Source organism: Pararhizobium sp. LjRoot238, assembly GCF_964252955.1.
Taxonomy (GTDB): Bacteria; Pseudomonadota; Alphaproteobacteria; order Rhizobiales; family Rhizobiaceae; genus Pararhizobium.
On the sequence record NZ_CAXUPP020000001.1, the window covers coordinates 54819 to 70966 of the forward strand.

General features: G+C 62.3%; 18 protein-coding genes and 1 pseudogene. 9 read left to right on the forward strand and 10 right to left on the reverse strand.

What is annotated here, in order from left to right:
- The first annotated feature begins 112 nt into the window (after window positions 1-112).
- Window positions 113-1624: a protein adenylyltransferase SelO gene (locus tag ACSQ3F_RS00330; RefSeq protein WP_436101996.1), complete on the forward strand. Its 1512-nt coding sequence runs from the start codon at window positions 113-115 to the stop codon at window positions 1622-1624.
- A 67-nt stretch (window positions 1625-1691) separates the two neighbouring features.
- Here ACSQ3F_RS00330 and bla read toward each other — a convergent pair whose 3' ends face one another.
- Window positions 1692-2573, reverse strand: coding sequence for a class A beta-lactamase (bla, locus tag ACSQ3F_RS00335; protein ID WP_436098378.1), 882 nt, complete (start codon window positions 2571-2573; stop codon window positions 1692-1694).
- 376 nt (window positions 2574-2949) lie between these two features.
- Between bla and ACSQ3F_RS00340 the strand changes: the two genes are divergently transcribed.
- From ACSQ3F_RS00340 to ACSQ3F_RS00355, 4 genes and pseudogenes are all read left to right on the forward strand, one after another.
- Window positions 2950-3453: an N-acetyltransferase family protein gene (locus ACSQ3F_RS00340; RefSeq protein WP_436098379.1), complete on the forward strand. Its 504-nt coding sequence runs from the start codon at window positions 2950-2952 to the stop codon at window positions 3451-3453.
- Between the two features lie 98 nt (window positions 3454-3551).
- A pseudogene (locus ACSQ3F_RS00345) lies at window positions 3552-3754 on the forward strand (type II toxin-antitoxin system HicA family toxin).
- A 60-nt stretch (window positions 3755-3814) separates the two neighbouring features.
- A protein-coding gene (locus ACSQ3F_RS00350; RefSeq protein ID WP_436101997.1) for an IS5 family transposase occupies window positions 3815-4650 on the forward strand; the annotation gives its coding sequence in 2 pieces (ribosomal slippage) (window positions 3815-4226 and window positions 4226-4650; 837 coding nt in all).
- A gap of 38 nt (window positions 4651-4688) precedes the next feature.
- A complete protein-coding gene (locus ACSQ3F_RS00355) occupies window positions 4689-5156 on the forward strand; it encodes a type II toxin-antitoxin system HicB family antitoxin (protein WP_436098380.1) in 468 nt (155 codons plus the stop codon).
- Here ACSQ3F_RS00355 and ACSQ3F_RS00360 read toward each other — a convergent pair.
- The 5 genes from ACSQ3F_RS00360 to ACSQ3F_RS00380 all read right to left on the reverse strand — a co-directional run bounded on the left by ACSQ3F_RS00360 (window position 5104) and on the right by ACSQ3F_RS00380 (window position 8012).
- Window positions 5104-5442: a type II toxin-antitoxin system HicB family antitoxin gene (locus tag ACSQ3F_RS00360; protein WP_436098381.1), complete on the reverse strand. Its 339-nt coding sequence runs from the start codon at window positions 5440-5442 to the stop codon at window positions 5104-5106. The genes ACSQ3F_RS00355 and ACSQ3F_RS00360 overlap by 53 nt on opposite strands.
- Window positions 5439-5693, reverse strand: a complete 255-nt coding sequence (locus ACSQ3F_RS00365; RefSeq protein WP_436098382.1) for a type II toxin-antitoxin system HicA family toxin — start codon at window positions 5691-5693, stop codon at window positions 5439-5441. Before ACSQ3F_RS00365 ends, ACSQ3F_RS00360 begins: the two co-directional genes overlap by 4 nt.
- A gap of 40 nt (window positions 5694-5733) precedes the next feature.
- A complete protein-coding gene (locus tag ACSQ3F_RS00370; RefSeq protein WP_436098383.1) occupies window positions 5734-6651 on the reverse strand; it encodes a c-type cytochrome in 918 nt (305 codons plus the stop codon).
- Window positions 6652-6752: 101 nt separating this feature from the next.
- Window positions 6753-7196: a c-type cytochrome gene (locus ACSQ3F_RS00375; RefSeq protein WP_436098384.1), complete on the reverse strand. Its 444-nt coding sequence runs from the start codon at window positions 7194-7196 to the stop codon at window positions 6753-6755.
- A 177-nt stretch (window positions 7197-7373) separates the two neighbouring features.
- Window positions 7374-8012 carry a LysE family translocator gene (locus ACSQ3F_RS00380; RefSeq protein WP_436098385.1) on the reverse strand — a complete coding sequence of 213 codons (639 nt, stop codon included), beginning with the start codon at window positions 8010-8012 and terminating at the stop codon, window positions 7374-7376.
- A 137-nt stretch (window positions 8013-8149) separates the two neighbouring features.
- Between ACSQ3F_RS00380 and ACSQ3F_RS00385 the strand changes: the two genes are divergently transcribed.
- Together ACSQ3F_RS00385 and ACSQ3F_RS00390 are read left to right on the forward strand one after the other, a co-directional pair.
- Window positions 8150-8860: a helix-turn-helix transcriptional regulator gene (locus tag ACSQ3F_RS00385; RefSeq protein ID WP_436098386.1), complete on the forward strand. Its 711-nt coding sequence runs from the start codon at window positions 8150-8152 to the stop codon at window positions 8858-8860.
- Window positions 8861-9012: 152 nt separating this feature from the next.
- A complete protein-coding gene (locus ACSQ3F_RS00390) occupies window positions 9013-9297 on the forward strand; it encodes a GIY-YIG nuclease family protein (protein WP_436101998.1) in 285 nt (94 codons plus the stop codon).
- Between the two features lie 295 nt (window positions 9298-9592).
- On the opposite strand, the gene otnK is transcribed toward ACSQ3F_RS00390, so the two are convergent.
- From otnK to ACSQ3F_RS00410, 4 genes are all read right to left on the reverse strand, one after another.
- Window positions 9593-10873 (reverse strand): 3-oxo-tetronate kinase, encoded by a 1281-nt coding sequence (gene otnK / locus ACSQ3F_RS00395; protein ID WP_436098387.1) that lies wholly within the window; start codon window positions 10871-10873, stop codon window positions 9593-9595.
- A gap of 3 nt (window positions 10874-10876) precedes the next feature.
- Entirely contained in the window at window positions 10877-11653 is a 777-nt protein-coding gene (gene otnI, locus ACSQ3F_RS00400; protein ID WP_436098388.1) for a 2-oxo-tetronate isomerase, read from the reverse strand.
- A 12-nt stretch (window positions 11654-11665) separates the two neighbouring features.
- Entirely contained in the window at window positions 11666-12610 is a 945-nt protein-coding gene (gene ltnD, locus ACSQ3F_RS00405) for an L-threonate dehydrogenase (protein ID WP_436098389.1), read from the reverse strand.
- Between the two features lie 68 nt (window positions 12611-12678).
- Window positions 12679-13995: an MFS transporter gene (locus ACSQ3F_RS00410; protein WP_436098390.1), complete on the reverse strand. Its 1317-nt coding sequence runs from the start codon at window positions 13993-13995 to the stop codon at window positions 12679-12681.
- 237 nt (window positions 13996-14232) lie between these two features.
- On the opposite strand from ACSQ3F_RS00410, the gene ACSQ3F_RS00415 reads away from it, so the two are divergent.
- On the forward strand, window positions 14233-15231 hold the full coding sequence (locus ACSQ3F_RS00415; RefSeq protein WP_436101999.1) for a LacI family DNA-binding transcriptional regulator: 999 nt from the start codon (window positions 14233-14235) through the stop codon (window positions 15229-15231).
- 230 nt (window positions 15232-15461) lie between these two features.
- Window positions 15462-16130, forward strand: coding sequence for a 3-oxo-tetronate 4-phosphate decarboxylase (gene otnC / locus ACSQ3F_RS00420; protein ID WP_436098391.1), 669 nt, complete (start codon window positions 15462-15464; stop codon window positions 16128-16130).
- Window positions 16131-16148: the final 18 nt, after the last annotated feature.

Sequence of the window (16148 nt, forward strand, 5' to 3'; positions counted from 1 at the left end):
GGCCTTGCAATGCAAGCCCGCACGCACGATATCCGGCTCACCGATAGTTTGCGGATGCGATATCATGCGCAATCCGCTGACGGACACGGTATTCGGTGGAGATCAGGACAGCATGGACCATAGCCAAGCGAAATCCGGGAGAACCGCCGCGATTGCGCCGATCCCATTCGACAACAGCTATGCGCGGCTGCCGGAGCATTTCTTCGCCCGCGCCAATCCGACGCCGGTGGCGGAGCCGTGGCTGATCAAGTTCAACCGGCCGCTGGCTGAAGAGCTTGGCCTAGATGCCGATGCGCTTGAGCGGAATGGCGCCCTGATCTTTTCCGGCAACAGCGTTCCGGAAGGTGCCGAGCCGCTCGGCATGGCCTATGCCGGGCATCAGTTCGGCCAGTTCGTGCCGCTGCTCGGCGACGGGCGGGCTATCCTGCTTGGCGAGGTGATCGACAGGAACGGCGTGCGCCGCGACATCCAGTTGAAGGGCGCCGGCAAGACGCCCTACTCCCGCCGAGGCGACGGGCGCGCGGCACTCGGGCCGGTGCTGCGCGAATATATCGTCAGCGAGGCCATGCATGCGCTCGGCATTCCCGCCACCCGGGCGCTGGCGGCCGTCGTTACCGGCGAGCCGGTCTATCGCGAGCGGGTCCTGCCCGGCGCCGTTTTCACCCGCGTGGCAGCGAGCCATATCCGCGTCGGCACCTTCCAGTTTTTCGCCGCGCGCGGCGATGCGGAAGGCGTCAAGACGTTGGCGGACTATGTGATCGACAGGCACTATCCGCAGATCAAGGGACATCAGCGCCCCTATCTGGCGCTGCTTGAGACTGTGGCCGGCGGCCAAGCGGCGCTGATTGCCCGCTGGCTTTGTGTCGGCTTCATCCACGGTGTCATGAACACCGACAATTGCGCGATTTCCGGCGAGACCATCGATTTCGGCCCCTGCGCCTTCCTCGATGCCTACGACCCGGCCAAAGTGTTCTCCTCGATCGACCAGGGCGGGCGCTATGCCTATGCGAGCCAGCCGGCGATCGGCCAGTGGAACCTGGCGCGGCTGGCCGAAACGCTGCTGCCGCTGTTCGACCCGGAGCCCTCCGAAGCCGTCAATCTCGCCAACGACGTGATCGCCGGCTATGGCCCACGCTTCCAGAACCATTGGCTCACAGGCATGAATGCCAAGATCGGCCTCATCGCTGAAGAAAACGGCGATCTCGATCTCGTCCAGGGCCTGCTGATGCTGATGAAGGAGGGACAGGCGGATTTCACCCTGACCTTCCGGCGGCTTGCCGATGTTGCGGAAAGCGACGCCGCACAGGACGCCTTTGCGGCCACGTTCCGCGATCCGGCGGCGATCGCATCCTGGCTTGCCGAATGGCGTGCCCGCCTGTCGCGCGAGGCGGAGACGCCGCGCGAAAGGGCGCAGGCGATGCGGCTGGTCAACCCGGCTTTCATTCCGCGCAATCACCGGATCGAGCAAGCCATCCGCGCGGCCGAAGACGACGGCGATTTCTCGCTGTTCGAGGCGCTTCTTTCGGTGCTTGCGAAACCCTATGAGGATCAGCCGCGCTTCGCAGCCTATGCCGCGCCACCAGTGCCGTCCGAGGAAGTGTTGAGGACGTTCTGCGGAACGTAAAACTGAAATCCTTTCGCAATTCACCCTTGGCATCTCCAGGAAGGGAAAATCGCCGTCCGCTGGCCGGTCACGCCATCCCGGCGATCAATTTGCCGACCTCGGCGAAGATAGGCTCGAGTTCCTTCACCGGCTTCGTCGCTTCGGCGATATAGACGGACGCCAGGATGGTGTGCCCCTCGCGAGGCCGCATGAAGCCGACATCGCCCGCTTCCCCATGACCGCTGGTGCCGGTCTTCTCGCCGATCGTCCAGTTGGCGGGAAGCCCTGCCCTCAACCGCCGGCCGCCCGTCGTGTTGGCGACGAGCCAGGCGGAGAACTGATCGCGGGATGATGGCGAGAGCACATCCTCAAACAGCAATCGCCCAAGCGTCCGCATTATCGCCGCGGGTGTCGTAGTGTCGCGCGGATCACCCACCTTCGCCTCGTTGAGCGCAGGTTCCGTCCGATCGAGCCGGGTCGTCTCGTCGCCGATTGAGCGCAGCCAGGCCGTCAGCCCCTCCGGCCCGCCAAAACTTGCGAGAAGGATGTTGGCGGCGGCATTGTCGCTGTAGGTGACGGCGGCGTCGCAAAGCTCGCCGACCGTCATACCGTCGGCGATATGTTTTTCGGCGATCGGCGAATGGGAAAGGAGGTCTGCCTTCGCAACGGCGATGCGCCGGTCGAGTTTCTCCTCGCCCTTGTCGACACGCGCCAGCACAAAGGCGGCGGCAAGCGCCTTGAAGGTCGAGCACATGGCGAAACGCTCGTCCTGCCGATGGCCGAAGGAAACGTTGGTAGTGGTGTCGAGGACGGAAACGCCGAGACGGCCGCCGGTGCGCTTTTCCAGCGCGGCAAGCTGTTGATTGATGTCGTTTTCGGCGGAAAGGGCGGTGCCGGCAGCAAGGCCGACAGCGGGAAGAAGCAGACTGGAGCCGATGATGAAAGACCGGCGGCTGAGCGTGAACGGCATGTGATGGGTTCTCCCGTGATGAATCTGGAAGCGACAACAAGCCATTGATAAGAATGACGAATATTAGTCATCCCTCAATGGACCGCACTGTCGCTGATCACGATCGGTAGGCAGCGAATGTGGCTGCTCTTTGCTTGAAAGATGGCGGCCGCGAATCTTGTTTTGGCCGTAAAAATTAACTCTGCCGCGATTTCCGGTTGACAAAATTCCCGAAAAGACGACATTGCCCCCATGATCAGAACCGCGAACATCGCCCGTTGGTATTTTACGCTGCTCCCATAGGTGCGGCTGACTGATCTCGTTCAACAGGCCGCCATCAGGCGGCTTTTGTTTTTGGACGGCACCTGATGGCAGGAAGCCATTCAGGAGCCTCGAAATGCTGCAGACCGCCATCCCGACACATCATGCCCATCCGGCCACACGCGCGCCGATGGTGACCATCCGCACCGCCAGGAGCCGCGACTTGGCCGAACTCCGCGAAATGATTGCCGAGCTTGCCGCTCATCACGGCGACACCGCTGCCGTCACGCCGGAACATCTGGAGCGCGACCTGTTCGGCCGCATGCCCTGGATCACCGCGCTGGTTGCCGAAGCCGGCGGCGAACTGATCGGCTACGCCATCCTCGTGCCGCTCTACCGCGCCCTGCAGGGTGTGCGTGGCATGGAACTGCACCATCTCTATGTCCGCCCGGCCCATCGCGGCACCGGCATCGGCCGCCACCTCGTCGGAAAGGCCCGCGAACAGGCGCGCATGGCAGGCGCCACCTACCTCTCCGTCAGCGCCGCCACCGGCAATTTCCAGGCCCACCGCTTCTACGAATCGGAAAATTTTACGCCAGGCCCAGTGACCGGCATGCGCTATCTGCAGACGCTGGCGTGATGTTGCGTGCACCGGCATGTGATGCCCAGCATGTTCAGCAGCTCGCTCCCAAGAATAACAGCGTTGATTTATACACATCAATGTGTATAAATCAACATATGCTGAGCTCCGATGTTATCAACCGCGCTAAGAAAAGACGGCTGGTTCGAGGTGGCGAGAAAAGGCAGCCATGTCCAGTTCAAGCATGCGGACAAGCCGGGTCGCGTTACGGTCCCCTCATCCCAAGCGCGACATTCCTATCGGAACGCTCAAAAGCATTGAAAAGCAAGCCGGCCTGAGTGTCGGTCCACAAAGAAGTTGAATGATATGAATCGTTTGTGATTCCATGCAGTTGAATTGATTCGATGAGGGCATGGACGCGATGTGGACGAAGGCTAACCGAGGGAAATACAATCGAGATTGTCTGCGCTATCCGAGCGATTTGACGGATGCGGAATGGGCGCTGGCTGAACCCTTGATTCCGCCTGCCAAGCACGGCGGTCGCAGGCGTGAGGTCGATGTCCGGGAGGTTCTCAACGGCCTGCTTTATGTTCTCAGCACGGGTTGCCAATGGCGGGCAGTGCCGAAGGACCTGCCGCCGAAGAGCACGCTGTTCAGCTATTTCGACCTGTGGAACTGGGACGGCACGCTCGGCCGCATTCATGAGGAACTCTACGTGAAATGCCGTGAGGCGATGGGCCGCGAGGCCAGTCCGACGGCGGCAATCATGGACAGCCAGAGCGTCAAAGGCGCTGAAAAAGGGGGCGCTGCATTGACCCGGGCGGGTATGATGCGGGGAAAAAGATCAAAGGCAAGAAACGCCATATCCTTGTCGATACGGTAGGCCTTCTGCTGCATGCGCTGGTTCATCCGGCCGACATCCAGGACCGCGACGGTGGCGTGCTGGTTCTGAAGACGCTGTTCGGGCGCTATCCGTTCTTGAAGAAACTGTTCGCCGATGGTGGCTATCAGGGGCCTGTCTTCGCCAAGGGACAAAAGAAGGCAATGCCAGGACTTGCGACCGCGATCGTCAAGCGCTCCGACACCGCCAAGGGTTTTGAGGTTCTGCCGAGGCGCTGGGTGGTCGAACGGACGTTCGCATGGCTGGGTCGATGCCGCAGGCTGGCCAAGGATTTCGAAAATCTGTCGCGCAACGCGCTCGCCTTCCTCAAGCTGGCGTCTATCCGCCTCATGCTGCGAAGGCTCTGTTCAAAATGAATAACTTTCCGGACCGACTCTAAAACTGAGGTAGCTCCATGCGTCATTACATCGGATTGATCCATAAGGATACTGACAGCGACTACGGCGTGTCTTTCCCCGATTTTCCATGCGTGATTTCGGCGGGGGCCGATCTTGACGAAGCACGGCGTATGGCAGAGGAGGCCCTGGCATTGCATCTCCAAGGCCTCATCGAGGACGGAGTTCCCATTGTGGAACCCTCCAGCCTCGAAGCGGTGATGGCTGACCCGGACAATAGGCAAGGTGTCGCTATCCTCGTCGGGTTCAAGACAGACGCGAAGAAGGCGGTGCGGGTGAACGTGACGCTGCCGGAAGATGTTCTACGACAGATCGACAGTTTCGCCGAGGCGAACGGGCTGACACGATCAGGATTCATCGCGCGCGCAGCGCTTCACGAGATCAACCGCAGCGACGCGCACCGTCAAAGCCGGCTCAAGCCGCTTTCGACGCGGCCTTTGCCAGTACCTCCGCCGCCCATTGATTGAGGCTTTTGCCGGAGAGTTCCGCCGCCTTGGCTGCCTGGGCATGCACTTCCGGATCGACACGGAACATCATCTTGCCGGAATAGGGCTTCTGCGGGTTCTTGCCGATCTTCGCGCAGGTTTCGATATAGTCTTCCACCGCCTCATGAAATGCCGCCTTCAGGTCTTCTACCGTATCGGCATGAAAGCCGATGCCGTCAGTGATGCCCGCCAGTTTTCCAAAGAAAATCTCATCTTCCGCATCGAACTCAATACGTGCTGAATAACCCTTATAGGACAGGACATTCATGGTGTTACTCCTATGCGACGCAGGAATTCTCTGACGGCTCGAACTTGGTATCTCTTTGCTTCCTTGGCCGGATGCGGCCGGTGAAAACTTTCCACATCGGCGCCAAAACAGAACCTCACGCGCGATCCGCTGCCTTCAATCACGGTACAACCGGCTGCGACGAGCAGGCTCTCAATATCCGCCCATTCCAATGTGCCTGAAACAGGATCCTTGAAAACTGCGACGAGCGTCTTCCTGTGTCTGCTGTTCATCGCGGCATCATAACTATGCTTGCAGAAAATGCAAGCATTCCTACTCTCTCGCCGGCACGGCTTTCAAATACGCCGCGATCGCCTCGCGATCGCCTGCGGGCAGTTTGGCCATGTTCTTCTGCACTTCGACCATCGAGCCGCCGACCGAGTCGAAATCGGGTGTGAAGCCGGTTTCGAGGTAGTTGACGATATCGCTTTCACTCCATCCGCCGATGCTCTTGGAGCCGGGCGTGATGTTTGGGATGCGGCCCTTGCCTTCCGGGTTTGGCGCACCCGCCAGCCACTGGTCGGTCTCGAAGCCGCCGAGGGCGTTGCGCGGGGTGTGGCATTCGCCGCAATGGCCGGGGCCTTCGACGAGATATTGGCCGCGGGCGAGCTTCGGATTGCTTGTATCGACGGTCACGCGCGGCTTGTCTGTCAAGAACAGGAGCTTCCAGCCGCCGAGCGACAGCCGGATATTGTAGGGAAACGGCAGCTCATGCGGCGGGGCGACATTGGCGCTTTTCGGCAGGGTTTTCAGGAAACCCCAGAGGTCGTTGATATCCTTGGGCGTCAGCCGGGCATAGGAGCCGTAGGGAAAGGACGGATAGAGATGTTCGCCGTTGCTCCCGACGCCGCGCGCCATCGCATTGCCGAAATCGGCGAGCGTCCAGCTGCCGATACCGGCCGTCTCATCCGGGGAGATATTGGGAACATGGAAGGTGCCGAACGGGCTCTTCAGCGGCAGCCCGCCGGTCAGTACCATCTTGGCCTCGCCTTCCGATTTCGGCGCCGCATGACAGCTGGCGCAGCCGCCGGCCCAGAAGACCTGCTCGCCGCTGGCAAGATCCGGCTCGCCGAGGCCTTCCCAATGGCCGGCCGGCCAAGGCTCGGGCTTGGCAACGAACCAGGCGCCGCCGCCGACAACAACGCCGAGGAAGATCACCGCCGACATCAGTTTTCGAACCCGCGCGCCCATAAGCCCCGCCCTCTGCCTTATCCGGAAAACACTTTTGGCGCGCCAGGCTCAGACCCGGCGCGCCAAAGGATTACATATTCTGGGGGATGCGACCCGCCGTCTCACTTCTTGAGGCGGTAGGTCTCATGACAGCCGCCGCAATTCTTGCCGATGACACCGAGTGCTGCGCCGACAGCGGCCTGGTCTGCGGGAAGCTGGGCGAGCGTCGCATCGACATCGGTGCCAAGCTTGGCGGCCTTGGCCTTGAAGTCGGCCATGCTGTCCCAGATTTTCGGGCTGGCTTCCGATTCCATTCCGGTTTCGGATCCGGCCGGGAACTGATCGGGGAAGGCCTTGACGTTTTTACTGATCATCGTCAGCGACGCCGTGACCACAGCGCCGTCATAGGGTTTTTCACCCTTGGCGATGGCGACAAGCGCGCCCATCGATTGCCCGACCCCCTTCATCAGGCCCTGACGGACCACCTGCGGCTCGTCTGCCGCCATCACGGCGGTCATGCCGCAGCCGGCGATCGCAATGGCAATAAACACGGTTCTCAGTTTCATGAAATTCTCCTGGTCCGACGAGGCCGCGGCAGTTTCCGACGCGGCCATTCCTGTCAATGCGCCGGCATGATTGCATTTTGCGTTCACGAAGGAAGTAACATTTTTTTGAGAGCGAGTTTATTACGGCCTGCTGCAACAACCTGAATTAACAGGAGTTTTTTACTCAAGATTTATCGCTTAGGCAACGGACGTCCAGCCCTGCCAGGCGGTCAGCATTGCCACGACGATCAGCACCAGGCCAACGGATTTACCGACCAGGGCCGTCGCACGCGGGCTGGCGACCAGCATGTCGCGGCTGCGCCCGGCGGCAAGCGCGAGGCCGCCATAGACCGCCAATTGGGTGACCGAGATCATGATCGCCATGATCAGCGCCTGAGACCACAGGGGACCGAACTGCGGCTTCAGAAACTGCGGATAGACCGCCAGCATGAACAGGTAGGCCTTGGGATTGAGGATGCTCGTCAAGGCGCCGCGGCGAAAACTCGTCCAGAGCGACCGCCGGGCGCCCGGTTCGACGGAGGCGATGGCGATGCTGCTTCTCACGAGAGAAACGCCGATCCAGGCGATATAGGCGGCACCGAGCAGGAGCAGCACGTTGAAGAGTTGCGGCACCATATGCAGGAGCAGACCGACGCCGAGCGCAGCATAGAGCGTATGGAAGACACCGCCTGCCATGATGCCCGCCGTCGCCGTCAGGCCCGACGCCCGGCCGCCCGTCAGCGCATTGGCCATGACGAAGACCATGTCCATGCCGGGAACGATGATGATGCCGAAAAGGAGGGTGAAGAAAAGCCAGAGATTTTCCGCGTAGGTCATGTCAGTTGTCCGTCTATCAAGAGATGTGCGTAATGAGCGCAGTGTTTGTTTTTCAAACACTTGAGGACGTGGTATAGCGCGATCCAACTGACAAGGTTCTGTCAGGAGCGTTTCGCCTGATGAGGAAAAGGTGGCCCATGCGCAAGGCATCGCGACTGTTCGAGATCATCCAGATCCTGCGGCTGGCGACAAAGCCGGTGACTGCTGCGCAGATCGCCGAAAATCTGGAAGTGACCGTCCGCTCGATCTACCGCGACATCGCAGCGCTTCAGGCGATGCGGGTGCCGATCGAGGGCGGGCGCGGCATCGGCTATATCCTCAGGCCCGGCTTCGACCTGCCGCCACTGATGTTTTCGATCGAGGAGACGGAGGCGATCGTGCTGGCTTTGGCCCTTCTGGCGCGCACCGGCGACGAGGAATTGAAGGACGCCGCCAAACGCGTCAACCAGAAGATCGCCGGCGCCATGCCCGCGCCGCTTAGGCAAGCGATGCGCTCCAACGCGCTGCACGCCTGGGGCACCATCGCGCCGCCGCCCTCGGGGCTCGACCTCGCCATGGTGCGCCGGGCGATCCGCGACGAGCAGAAACTGCTCGTCAACTATCGCGACGAATTCGGCCGGGCGAGCACGCGCACGATCCGGCCGCTGGCGCTGATCTACTATTCGGCGACCGCCGTGGTGGTCGCCTGGTGCGAACTGCGCACCGCCATCCGCAATTTCCGTGCCGACCGGGTGGAACATTGCGACGTGACGGACAGCCATTTTCGCGGCGAAGGCGACGGCTTGCGCGATCTGTGGATCAGGGGATGGCGGGTGGTGCCGGATGCTGCGGGACAGCATGGCACATGATGCTCGGGAGTGGATCCTCGGGTCAAGCCCGAGGATGACGACCTTGGGGGTAGCAGCCAGGCACCCCGGACCCATGTTTCCGCCGCCAGCATCCCTCCCCTCCGTCATCCTCGGGCTTGCCCCGAGGATCCACGCGCAAGCATCATTCGGCCATTGCGGGCTATGTCTACATCCTCACCAATCACAAGCGAGGAACGCTTTACATCGGCGTGACCTCCGATCTCGAACGCCGCATCTTCCAGCATCGTGAAGGCACGACGCCCGGGTTCACCGCTAAATATGGCTGCAGGCAACTCGTCTGGTACGAGGAGCACGGATCGATCGGCACGGCGATCCAGCGCGAGAAATCACTCAAGCGATGGTATCGGCAGTGGAAGATCGAATTGATCGAGGCGATGAATCCGGACTGGCGGGATTTGTATTATGAGCTTTGGTAGGTTTGGGAATGGATCCTCGGGTCAAGCCCGAGGATGACGACCTTGGGGGGAGGTAGCGGCAATAACCACTTCAACAACCTCCTCACATCGGCGGCTTGCGCGTTTTTGTGCCAAACCCCTCTCCTCCGTCATCCTCGGGCTTGACCCGAGGATCCATGCTCCCGGATGCTGGAGAATTGTGTCGGCAGCGATTGCGTCTGGGTCGGATGACGGAGCAAGAGGCAGCGATCTTCTCAGGCCGGACGAGAATGCCCTTTCCCCAGACCCTCGCCGGTCGTCCGGCTGCCCTGCCCCGTCAGTGCATCATCGCCAGCGCGGCGGTGAAGAAATCCTCGCCGCCGAAGTTTCCGGATTTCAGCGCCAGAAGCATGTCGCCCTGCGCATTGCCGACCGTGCGCAGCACCGGCACGCCGGGTGCGATCTCGGGGCCGATCAGAAATGCGGGAATGGCAAGCCTGTCGACCGCGGCACCCGAGGTTTCGCCGCCGGCGACGACCAGGCGCCGCACGCCTCGTGCCACCAGTTCGCCGGCGATGATCGACGTCGCGGTTTCGATCGCGTGGCCCGAGGCCTCTCGTCCGTATTGCGATTGCAGCCGCGAAACGGTTTCCGGCGACGCGCTCGCGGCGACGACGACGGGGCCGGCGGAAATGCGGTCACCGGCCCAGGAAATCGCCGCGGAAATCTCGTCGGGGCCGGCAAGCAGCTTTTCCGGGTCGAGCCGCAGAACGGGCATCGAGCGTTCGGCGACGTCGAGCTGCCGGAGCGTCGCTCTGGAGCAACTGCCGGCAACGATCGCGGAAAGCCCGCCCACCGGGCGAATGGCGTCCGCCGTTGTTGCCTCCCCGGAGGATGCCCGGCCGGAGCGGACGAGTGCGCGGGCAAGGCCGAGGCCGAGGCCCGACGCGCCGGTGGAAACCGGAGTTTCGAGCGCGATCTCGCCGAGCGTTTCAAGATCCCGTTCGAAGATCGCATCCGCGATGGCCGCAGTGACGCCTGCCGTGCGCAGGGCATCGAGCCTCGCCTTGACGGCGCCGGGTCCGGCCGCGACCGCCGCCAGATCGATGAGCCCGATGGCGCCGCGCGATTGCCGGGCGAGAACCCGCACCAGATTGGCATCATGCATCGGGTTGAGGGGATGATCCTTGAGCGGACTTTCGTTCAGTGGTTGCCCGCCGACAAAAAGATGGCCGAAATAGACGGTGCGTCCCGTTTCCGGAAAGGCGGGCGTAACCAGCACCAAACCGCCGCCGCCAGCGGCGCTCAGGGCCTCCGTCACCGGACCGATATTGCCGGCATCGGTGGAATCGAAGGTCGAGCAGATCTTGTAAAGCACATGGGCCGCTCCGCGCTGGCGCAGCCATCGGTCGGCTTGCGTCGCCGCAGTCACGGCGTCGGAGGCCGCGACCGAGCGGATTTTCAGCGAGACGACGACCGCGTCGACATCCGGCAGCGCCAGCGACGGGTCGGGAATGCCGACCGTCTGCACGGTGCGAAGGCCGTTCTTGGTCAGCGTGTTGGCAAGGTCTGACGCGCCGGTATAATCGTCGGCGATCGATCCAAGCAGGATGGTCATCAGCTAGCTCCGTGCAAAAGGTCTGAACCAGTCGAGGCCGTCCAGCGTGTGGCCCCGGGGGATGTATTCGCAGCCGACAAAGCCGCCGTAACCGAGCCGGTCGATTTCCTTAAACAGATAGGGATAGTTCAACTCCTCCCCGTCCGGCTCGTTGCGTGACGGCACGCTGGCAATCTGGATGTGGCCGATGATCGGCAACAGGCGGCGCAAAGCCATGACGACGTCACCGTGCAGGATCTGGCGATGATAGATGTCGAACTGGAGCTTAAGGTTAGGCAGACCGAGTTCGGCAATAAGCCGCTCGGCCGCGCCGAAATCGTTGAGGAAATAGCCCGGCATGTTGCGCCCGTTGATCGGCTCAAGCAGGAGGTCGATGCCCTCTTCGGCGAGCCGCCCGGCGGCGTAAGCGACCGAGCGCCGGTAACAGGAGGCCGCATCCTTGTCATGAGGATCGGCAAGGCCGGCCATCAGGTGCAGTCGCCCGACGCCCGTCGCTGCCGCATAGTCCAGCGCCCTCTCCACATCCGACTTCAACGCTTCGAACCTTCCGGGAAGGGCCGCGATGCCGCGCTCGCCGGCTGCCCAGTCGCCCGGCGGCAGGTTGAACAACGCCTGCTGCAGATTGTTGCGGGCGAGCCGTTCGGCGATTGCCTCCGGTGCGGCTTCATAGGGAAAGAGATATTCGACGGCGGCAAAGCCGGCATCGGCCGCGGCGTCGAAGCGGTCGAGGAACGGCCATTCGTTGAACATCATCGTCAGGTTGGCGGCGAAAACGGGCATGTTGGCGTTCCCTTACGGCTTCTGCGGCTCTTTTGCCGCACCGGGCAATGCCGCGCCTGAGAGCTGGGCGTAGAGGCGCGCGAGCGAGGAATCGTCGTCACGGCCCATGCCGGCGCCGGAGGCGGCGAGATACATCTGCAGGGCCGCGGCCGCGAGCGGCACCGGATAGCGCTCCGAGCGGGCCATGTCCTGGACGATGCCAAGATCCTTGACGAAAATCTCGATGCTGCTCAGCGGAGTATAGTCTCCCGTCAGCACGTGCGGCACGCGGTTTTCGAACATCCACGAATTGCCGGCCGAGGCCGTGATCACTTCATAGACCTTGTCGAGATCGAGGCCCTGCTTTGCGGCAAAGGTTATGGCCTCGCAGGCGGCCGCGATGTGCACGCCGGCGAGAAGCTGGTTGATCATCTTGAAGGCAGCACCAGTTCCGGCCGCGTCGCCGAGCTCGTAGACCTTGCCGGCCATGGCGTCGAGACCCGGGCGGGCTGTGTCGAAAGCCGGTCTGGAGCCGGATGCCATGATCGTCAGTTCGCCGCGCGCCGCCTTGGCCGCGCCGCCGGAAATCGGCGCGTCGAGATAATGCAGGCCGAGAGCCTCCACCCGTTGTGCCAGATCGCGCGCGACGGCGGGATCCATGGTTGCCGACGAGATGAAGACGGCTCCGGGATTCATCGTGCTCGCGACGCCGTGGGGGCCGAACAGAACGGCCTCGGTCTGCGCGCCGTTGACGACCACGGAGACGACAATGTCGGCGTCCTTTGCCGCACCGGCGGGTGTGGCTGCGCCACGTCCGCCGTCGGCGATGAAGCGGTCCACCGCCGCAGGCGTGATGTCATAGCCGACGACGTCGAGACCTGCGCGCTTCATCGACCGGGCCATTCCAAGCCCCATGGAACCAAGACCGATGACGGCCGCGACAGCGGCGGGGCCTGAGTTTTCAGCAAGCGGTGACATGACGATATTCTCCAGTCTCGTAAGGTGAGGGCTGCGCCCCTCCGGGGCCGTCCCGGAGGGGCTGTGGTTTAGCGATTGACGGTTTTCGGGGGAACCGTCAACACGGCCAGCGAACCAATGACCAGAGCAGCAGCCAGCAGATACATGCCGGCGCTGTTGCTGCCGGTAAGATCCTTCAGATAGCCTACCAGGAACGGCCCGAGGAATCCGGCGAGGTTTCCGACCGAATTGATCCAGGCAATGCCGGCGGCAGCGCCCGTACCGGCGAGAAATGCCGTCGGAAGCGACCAGAACAGCGGCGCGCAGCTGATGGCGCCCGCAGCGGCCAGCGAGAGGCAGACGATCGAGACCGTCGTGCTTGTTGCCGTCGTTGCTGCGACAAAACCACCGGCGGCGATGAGCGCGGGGATGACAAGGTGCCACCGCCGTTCGCGCAGCCGGTCGGCGGAGCGTCCGAGCGCCAGCATGGCGACGAAGGTGCAGATATAGGGGATCGCGGAAATCAGGCCGATATTCAAGTTTCCGGTGACGCCCGAGGCCTTCACGATCGACGGCATCCAGAAATTCAGGCCGTATTGCCCGAGCACGAAGCAGAAATAGATCAGGCACATCAGCCAGACGCGGCGGTCCGTCAGGGTTCCGGCAATGCTGTGGGGGCTCGAGACCTTGGCCCGGTTCTCCGCCTCGATATTGGCCGTCAGCACGCGCTTTTCGTCTTCGTCCAGCCATTTCGCCGCACGGATCGTATCATCGAGGTAGAAGAACGTGGCGACGCCGAACAGGATGGCCGGAATGGCTTCGATGAGGAACATCCACTGCCAGCCGGAAAGACCGTGCGTGCCGTGGAAGCTGTCCATCAAGAGGCCCGAAAGAGGATTGCCGAAAATGGCGGAAATCGGGATCGCCGACATGAAGATGGTGATGATCTTGGCGCGGCGGTGCGCCGGATACCAGGACGTCAGGTATAGAATGATGCCGGGGAAAAATCCGGCTTCCGCAACGCCCAGCAGGAAACGCAGGACATAGAAGGCGGTTTCCGACGAGGTGAACATGAACGCGGCGGAAATGATGCCCCAGGTGACCATGATACGGGCGATCCACACCCGCGCGCCAACCTTGTTCATGATGACGTTGCTCGGCACTTCAAACAGAAAATACCCGATGAAGAAAATGCCTGCGCCGATGCCATAGGCCGCTTCCGAGAGGCCGAGTTCGCTCGACATCTGCAGCTTCGCGAATCCGACATTGACGCGGTCGAGATAGGCGACCACGTAGCAGAGCATCAAAAAAGGAACGATTCTCCAGAATACCTTGCCATAGGCACGGTCTTCCACCGCCTGTGCGGGGTACACGCCATCGACTGGCGCCTGCGTTTGCAGCGTCATGATTTCTCCTCCAAGGGTTTACCGCGATCTCCTTCCGCGGCGCGCCGGGCCAATAATGGCAGCGCTGCCATTTTCTTTAGTCCATTTTGGCAGCGCTGCCAACAGTAAATTGGTAGCGCTGCCAAAAAAACCTTGCTTCTTGAGGAGAGCGGTGAAAAATGGTGACGGCGCGGTTGGTCATCGAGTGGACATGCCGCCACCGAGGCAGCCGCCCGAGAGCTGGATTCAAAAGTGACGATGGAATTCAAACATCAGGCGACAGTAACGCTTGCCGAGGTCGCAGATGCGGCCGGCGTCGGCGAGAGCACGGTTTCGCGCGTGCTGCGCAATCACGGCTCGTTTTCCGGCAAGACGCGGGACCGGGTGATGGCGGCTGTCGAGCGGCTCGGCTATGTGCCGAACCGGATCGCGGGAACGCTCGCCTCCACCGCTTCGCGTCTCGTTGCCTTCGTCATTCCCTCATTGTCCAACATCGTCTTTCCCGATGTGCTCCGAGGCGCCAGCGCCATTCTGGAGGAAAACCGGTATCAGGCGGTTTTCTCCGTCACCGACTATGACCCTGAGAAGGAGGAAGCGCTTGCCGCCGCGATGCTCGCCTGGCGGCCGGCGGCAGTCATGCTTGCGGGATACGAGCACACCGGCGGCACCGTGAAAATGCTGCGCGCAAGCGGGTGCCGGATCGTGGAACTGCTCGATCTGGACGGTGATGCTCTCGATATGGCGGTCGGTTTCTCGAACCGTGCGGCCGGACGCGAAAGTGCCGCGTTCCTGCTCAAGCGGGGTTATCGCCGGATCGGCTATGTCGGCCACGACCTGAACCGCGATACCCGCGCCGGCAAGCGCTTTTCCGGCTTTTGCGAAACGCTCGGCGCGGGCGACGCCCCCCTCGCCGGCCGCGAAATTCTCGCGGGCGCATCATCCGTGGAGAACGGCAGGCTGGGGCTGGAGCGGCTGCTTGCCCGAACCCCCGATCTCGACGCGGTTTATTTCTCGAACGACGACATGGCGCTGGGCGGTTATTTTCACTGTCTGGCGCGGGGGATTTCGATCCCCTCTGAGCTTGCCATTTTCGGCTATAACGGCCTCGATATCGGCCGGGCAACGCCGCAGCCGCTCTCGACCATCCGCACGCCGCGCGTGGCAACCGGACAGGTGGCGGCACAGCTTGTCGTCACCAATGCGCCACCCCAGGTCGTCGATCTGGGGTTCGAACTGATCGAAGGGGCAACCGCCTAGAACAAAGATCGAGCGGTTCCAACGGAAACCGAACACTGCACGACAGTTTTGGGAATACCCCCCTCTGTCACTTCGTGACATCTCCCCCTCAAGGGGGAGATGGGGAGCAAGAGGCACGCCCCACGCCAATCCCCCCCTTGAGGGGGAGATGCCCGACAGGGCAGAGGGGGGTGAAAAGGCAATTGTATGTACTGTGGAAACTGAACCGCTCTGATACTGGAGGAACTGTCATGTCCGACGCGCGCCTGCGTGAGGAAATCTGCCGCTACGGCCGCTCGCTGTTCGAACGCGGGCTGACGCCCGGTTCGTCAGGCAATATCTCGCTGCGGCTGGAGGATGGCGGCTGGCTGGTGACGCCGACCAACGCCTCGCTCGGCTTCCTCGACCCGGCCCGCATCTCAAGGCTCGATGCTAGAGGCCGGCTCCTGTCCGGCGACAAGCCGACCAAGGAAATTCCGCTTCACACGGCGCTCTACGATACACGCGGCAGCGCCCGCGCCATTGTCCATCTTCACTCCACCCACGCGGTCGCGCTGACCATGCTGCCGGAGATCGATCCGCGCGCCGCCCTGCCGCCGATGACGCCCTATTATCTCATGCGCGCCGGCGAGACCGCGCTGGTGCCCTATTACCGTCCCGGCGATCCGGCAGTCGCCGACGCGATCCGCGGGCTGGCGGGAAAATATTCGTCGGTGCTTCTGGCCAATCACGGGCCGGTGGTCGCCGGCGACAGTCTGGAGGCGGCGGTGTTCGCGACCGAGGAGTTGGAGGAGACGGCAAAACTCTATCTGCTGCTGCGCAACCTCAACCCCCGTTATCTCAGCCCGGCGCAGGTGGCCGATCTCGTCAAGACCTTCGGCCTCGAGCTACCGTCGCATCACGATCACGACCATGATTGAACGCGCTATCGCCTGAAA

Coding starts and splice junctions, on each gene's coding strand:
- ACSQ3F_RS00330 (WP_436101996.1), top strand. CDS start 113: ATGGACCATAGCCAAGCGAAATCCGGGAGAACCGCCGCGATTGCGCCG.
- bla (WP_436098378.1), bottom strand. CDS start 2,573: ATGCCGTTCACGCTCAGCCGCCGGTCTTTCATCATCGGCTCCAGTCTG.
- ACSQ3F_RS00340 (WP_436098379.1), top strand. CDS start 2,950: ATGCTGCAGACCGCCATCCCGACACATCATGCCCATCCGGCCACACGC.
- ACSQ3F_RS00355 (WP_436098380.1), top strand. CDS start 4,689: ATGCGTCATTACATCGGATTGATCCATAAGGATACTGACAGCGACTAC.
- ACSQ3F_RS00360 (WP_436098381.1), bottom strand. CDS start 5,442: ATGAATGTCCTGTCCTATAAGGGTTATTCAGCACGTATTGAGTTCGAT.
- ACSQ3F_RS00365 (WP_436098382.1), bottom strand. CDS start 5,693: ATGAACAGCAGACACAGGAAGACGCTCGTCGCAGTTTTCAAGGATCCT.
- ACSQ3F_RS00370 (WP_436098383.1), bottom strand. CDS start 6,651: ATGGGCGCGCGGGTTCGAAAACTGATGTCGGCGGTGATCTTCCTCGGC.
- ACSQ3F_RS00375 (WP_436098384.1), bottom strand. CDS start 7,196: ATGAAACTGAGAACCGTGTTTATTGCCATTGCGATCGCCGGCTGCGGC.
- ACSQ3F_RS00380 (WP_436098385.1), bottom strand. CDS start 8,012: ATGACCTACGCGGAAAATCTCTGGCTTTTCTTCACCCTCCTTTTCGGC.
- ACSQ3F_RS00385 (WP_436098386.1), top strand. CDS start 8,150: ATGCGCAAGGCATCGCGACTGTTCGAGATCATCCAGATCCTGCGGCTG.
- otnK (WP_436098387.1), bottom strand. CDS start 10,873: ATGACCATCCTGCTTGGATCGATCGCCGACGATTATACCGGCGCGTCA.
- otnI (WP_436098388.1), bottom strand. CDS start 11,653: ATGCCCGTTTTCGCCGCCAACCTGACGATGATGTTCAACGAATGGCCG.
- ltnD (WP_436098389.1), bottom strand. CDS start 12,610: ATGTCACCGCTTGCTGAAAACTCAGGCCCCGCCGCTGTCGCGGCCGTC.
- ACSQ3F_RS00410 (WP_436098390.1), bottom strand. CDS start 13,995: ATGACGCTGCAAACGCAGGCGCCAGTCGATGGCGTGTACCCCGCACAG.
- ACSQ3F_RS00415 (WP_436101999.1), top strand. CDS start 14,233: ATGGAATTCAAACATCAGGCGACAGTAACGCTTGCCGAGGTCGCAGAT.
- otnC (WP_436098391.1), top strand. CDS start 15,462: ATGTCCGACGCGCGCCTGCGTGAGGAAATCTGCCGCTACGGCCGCTCG.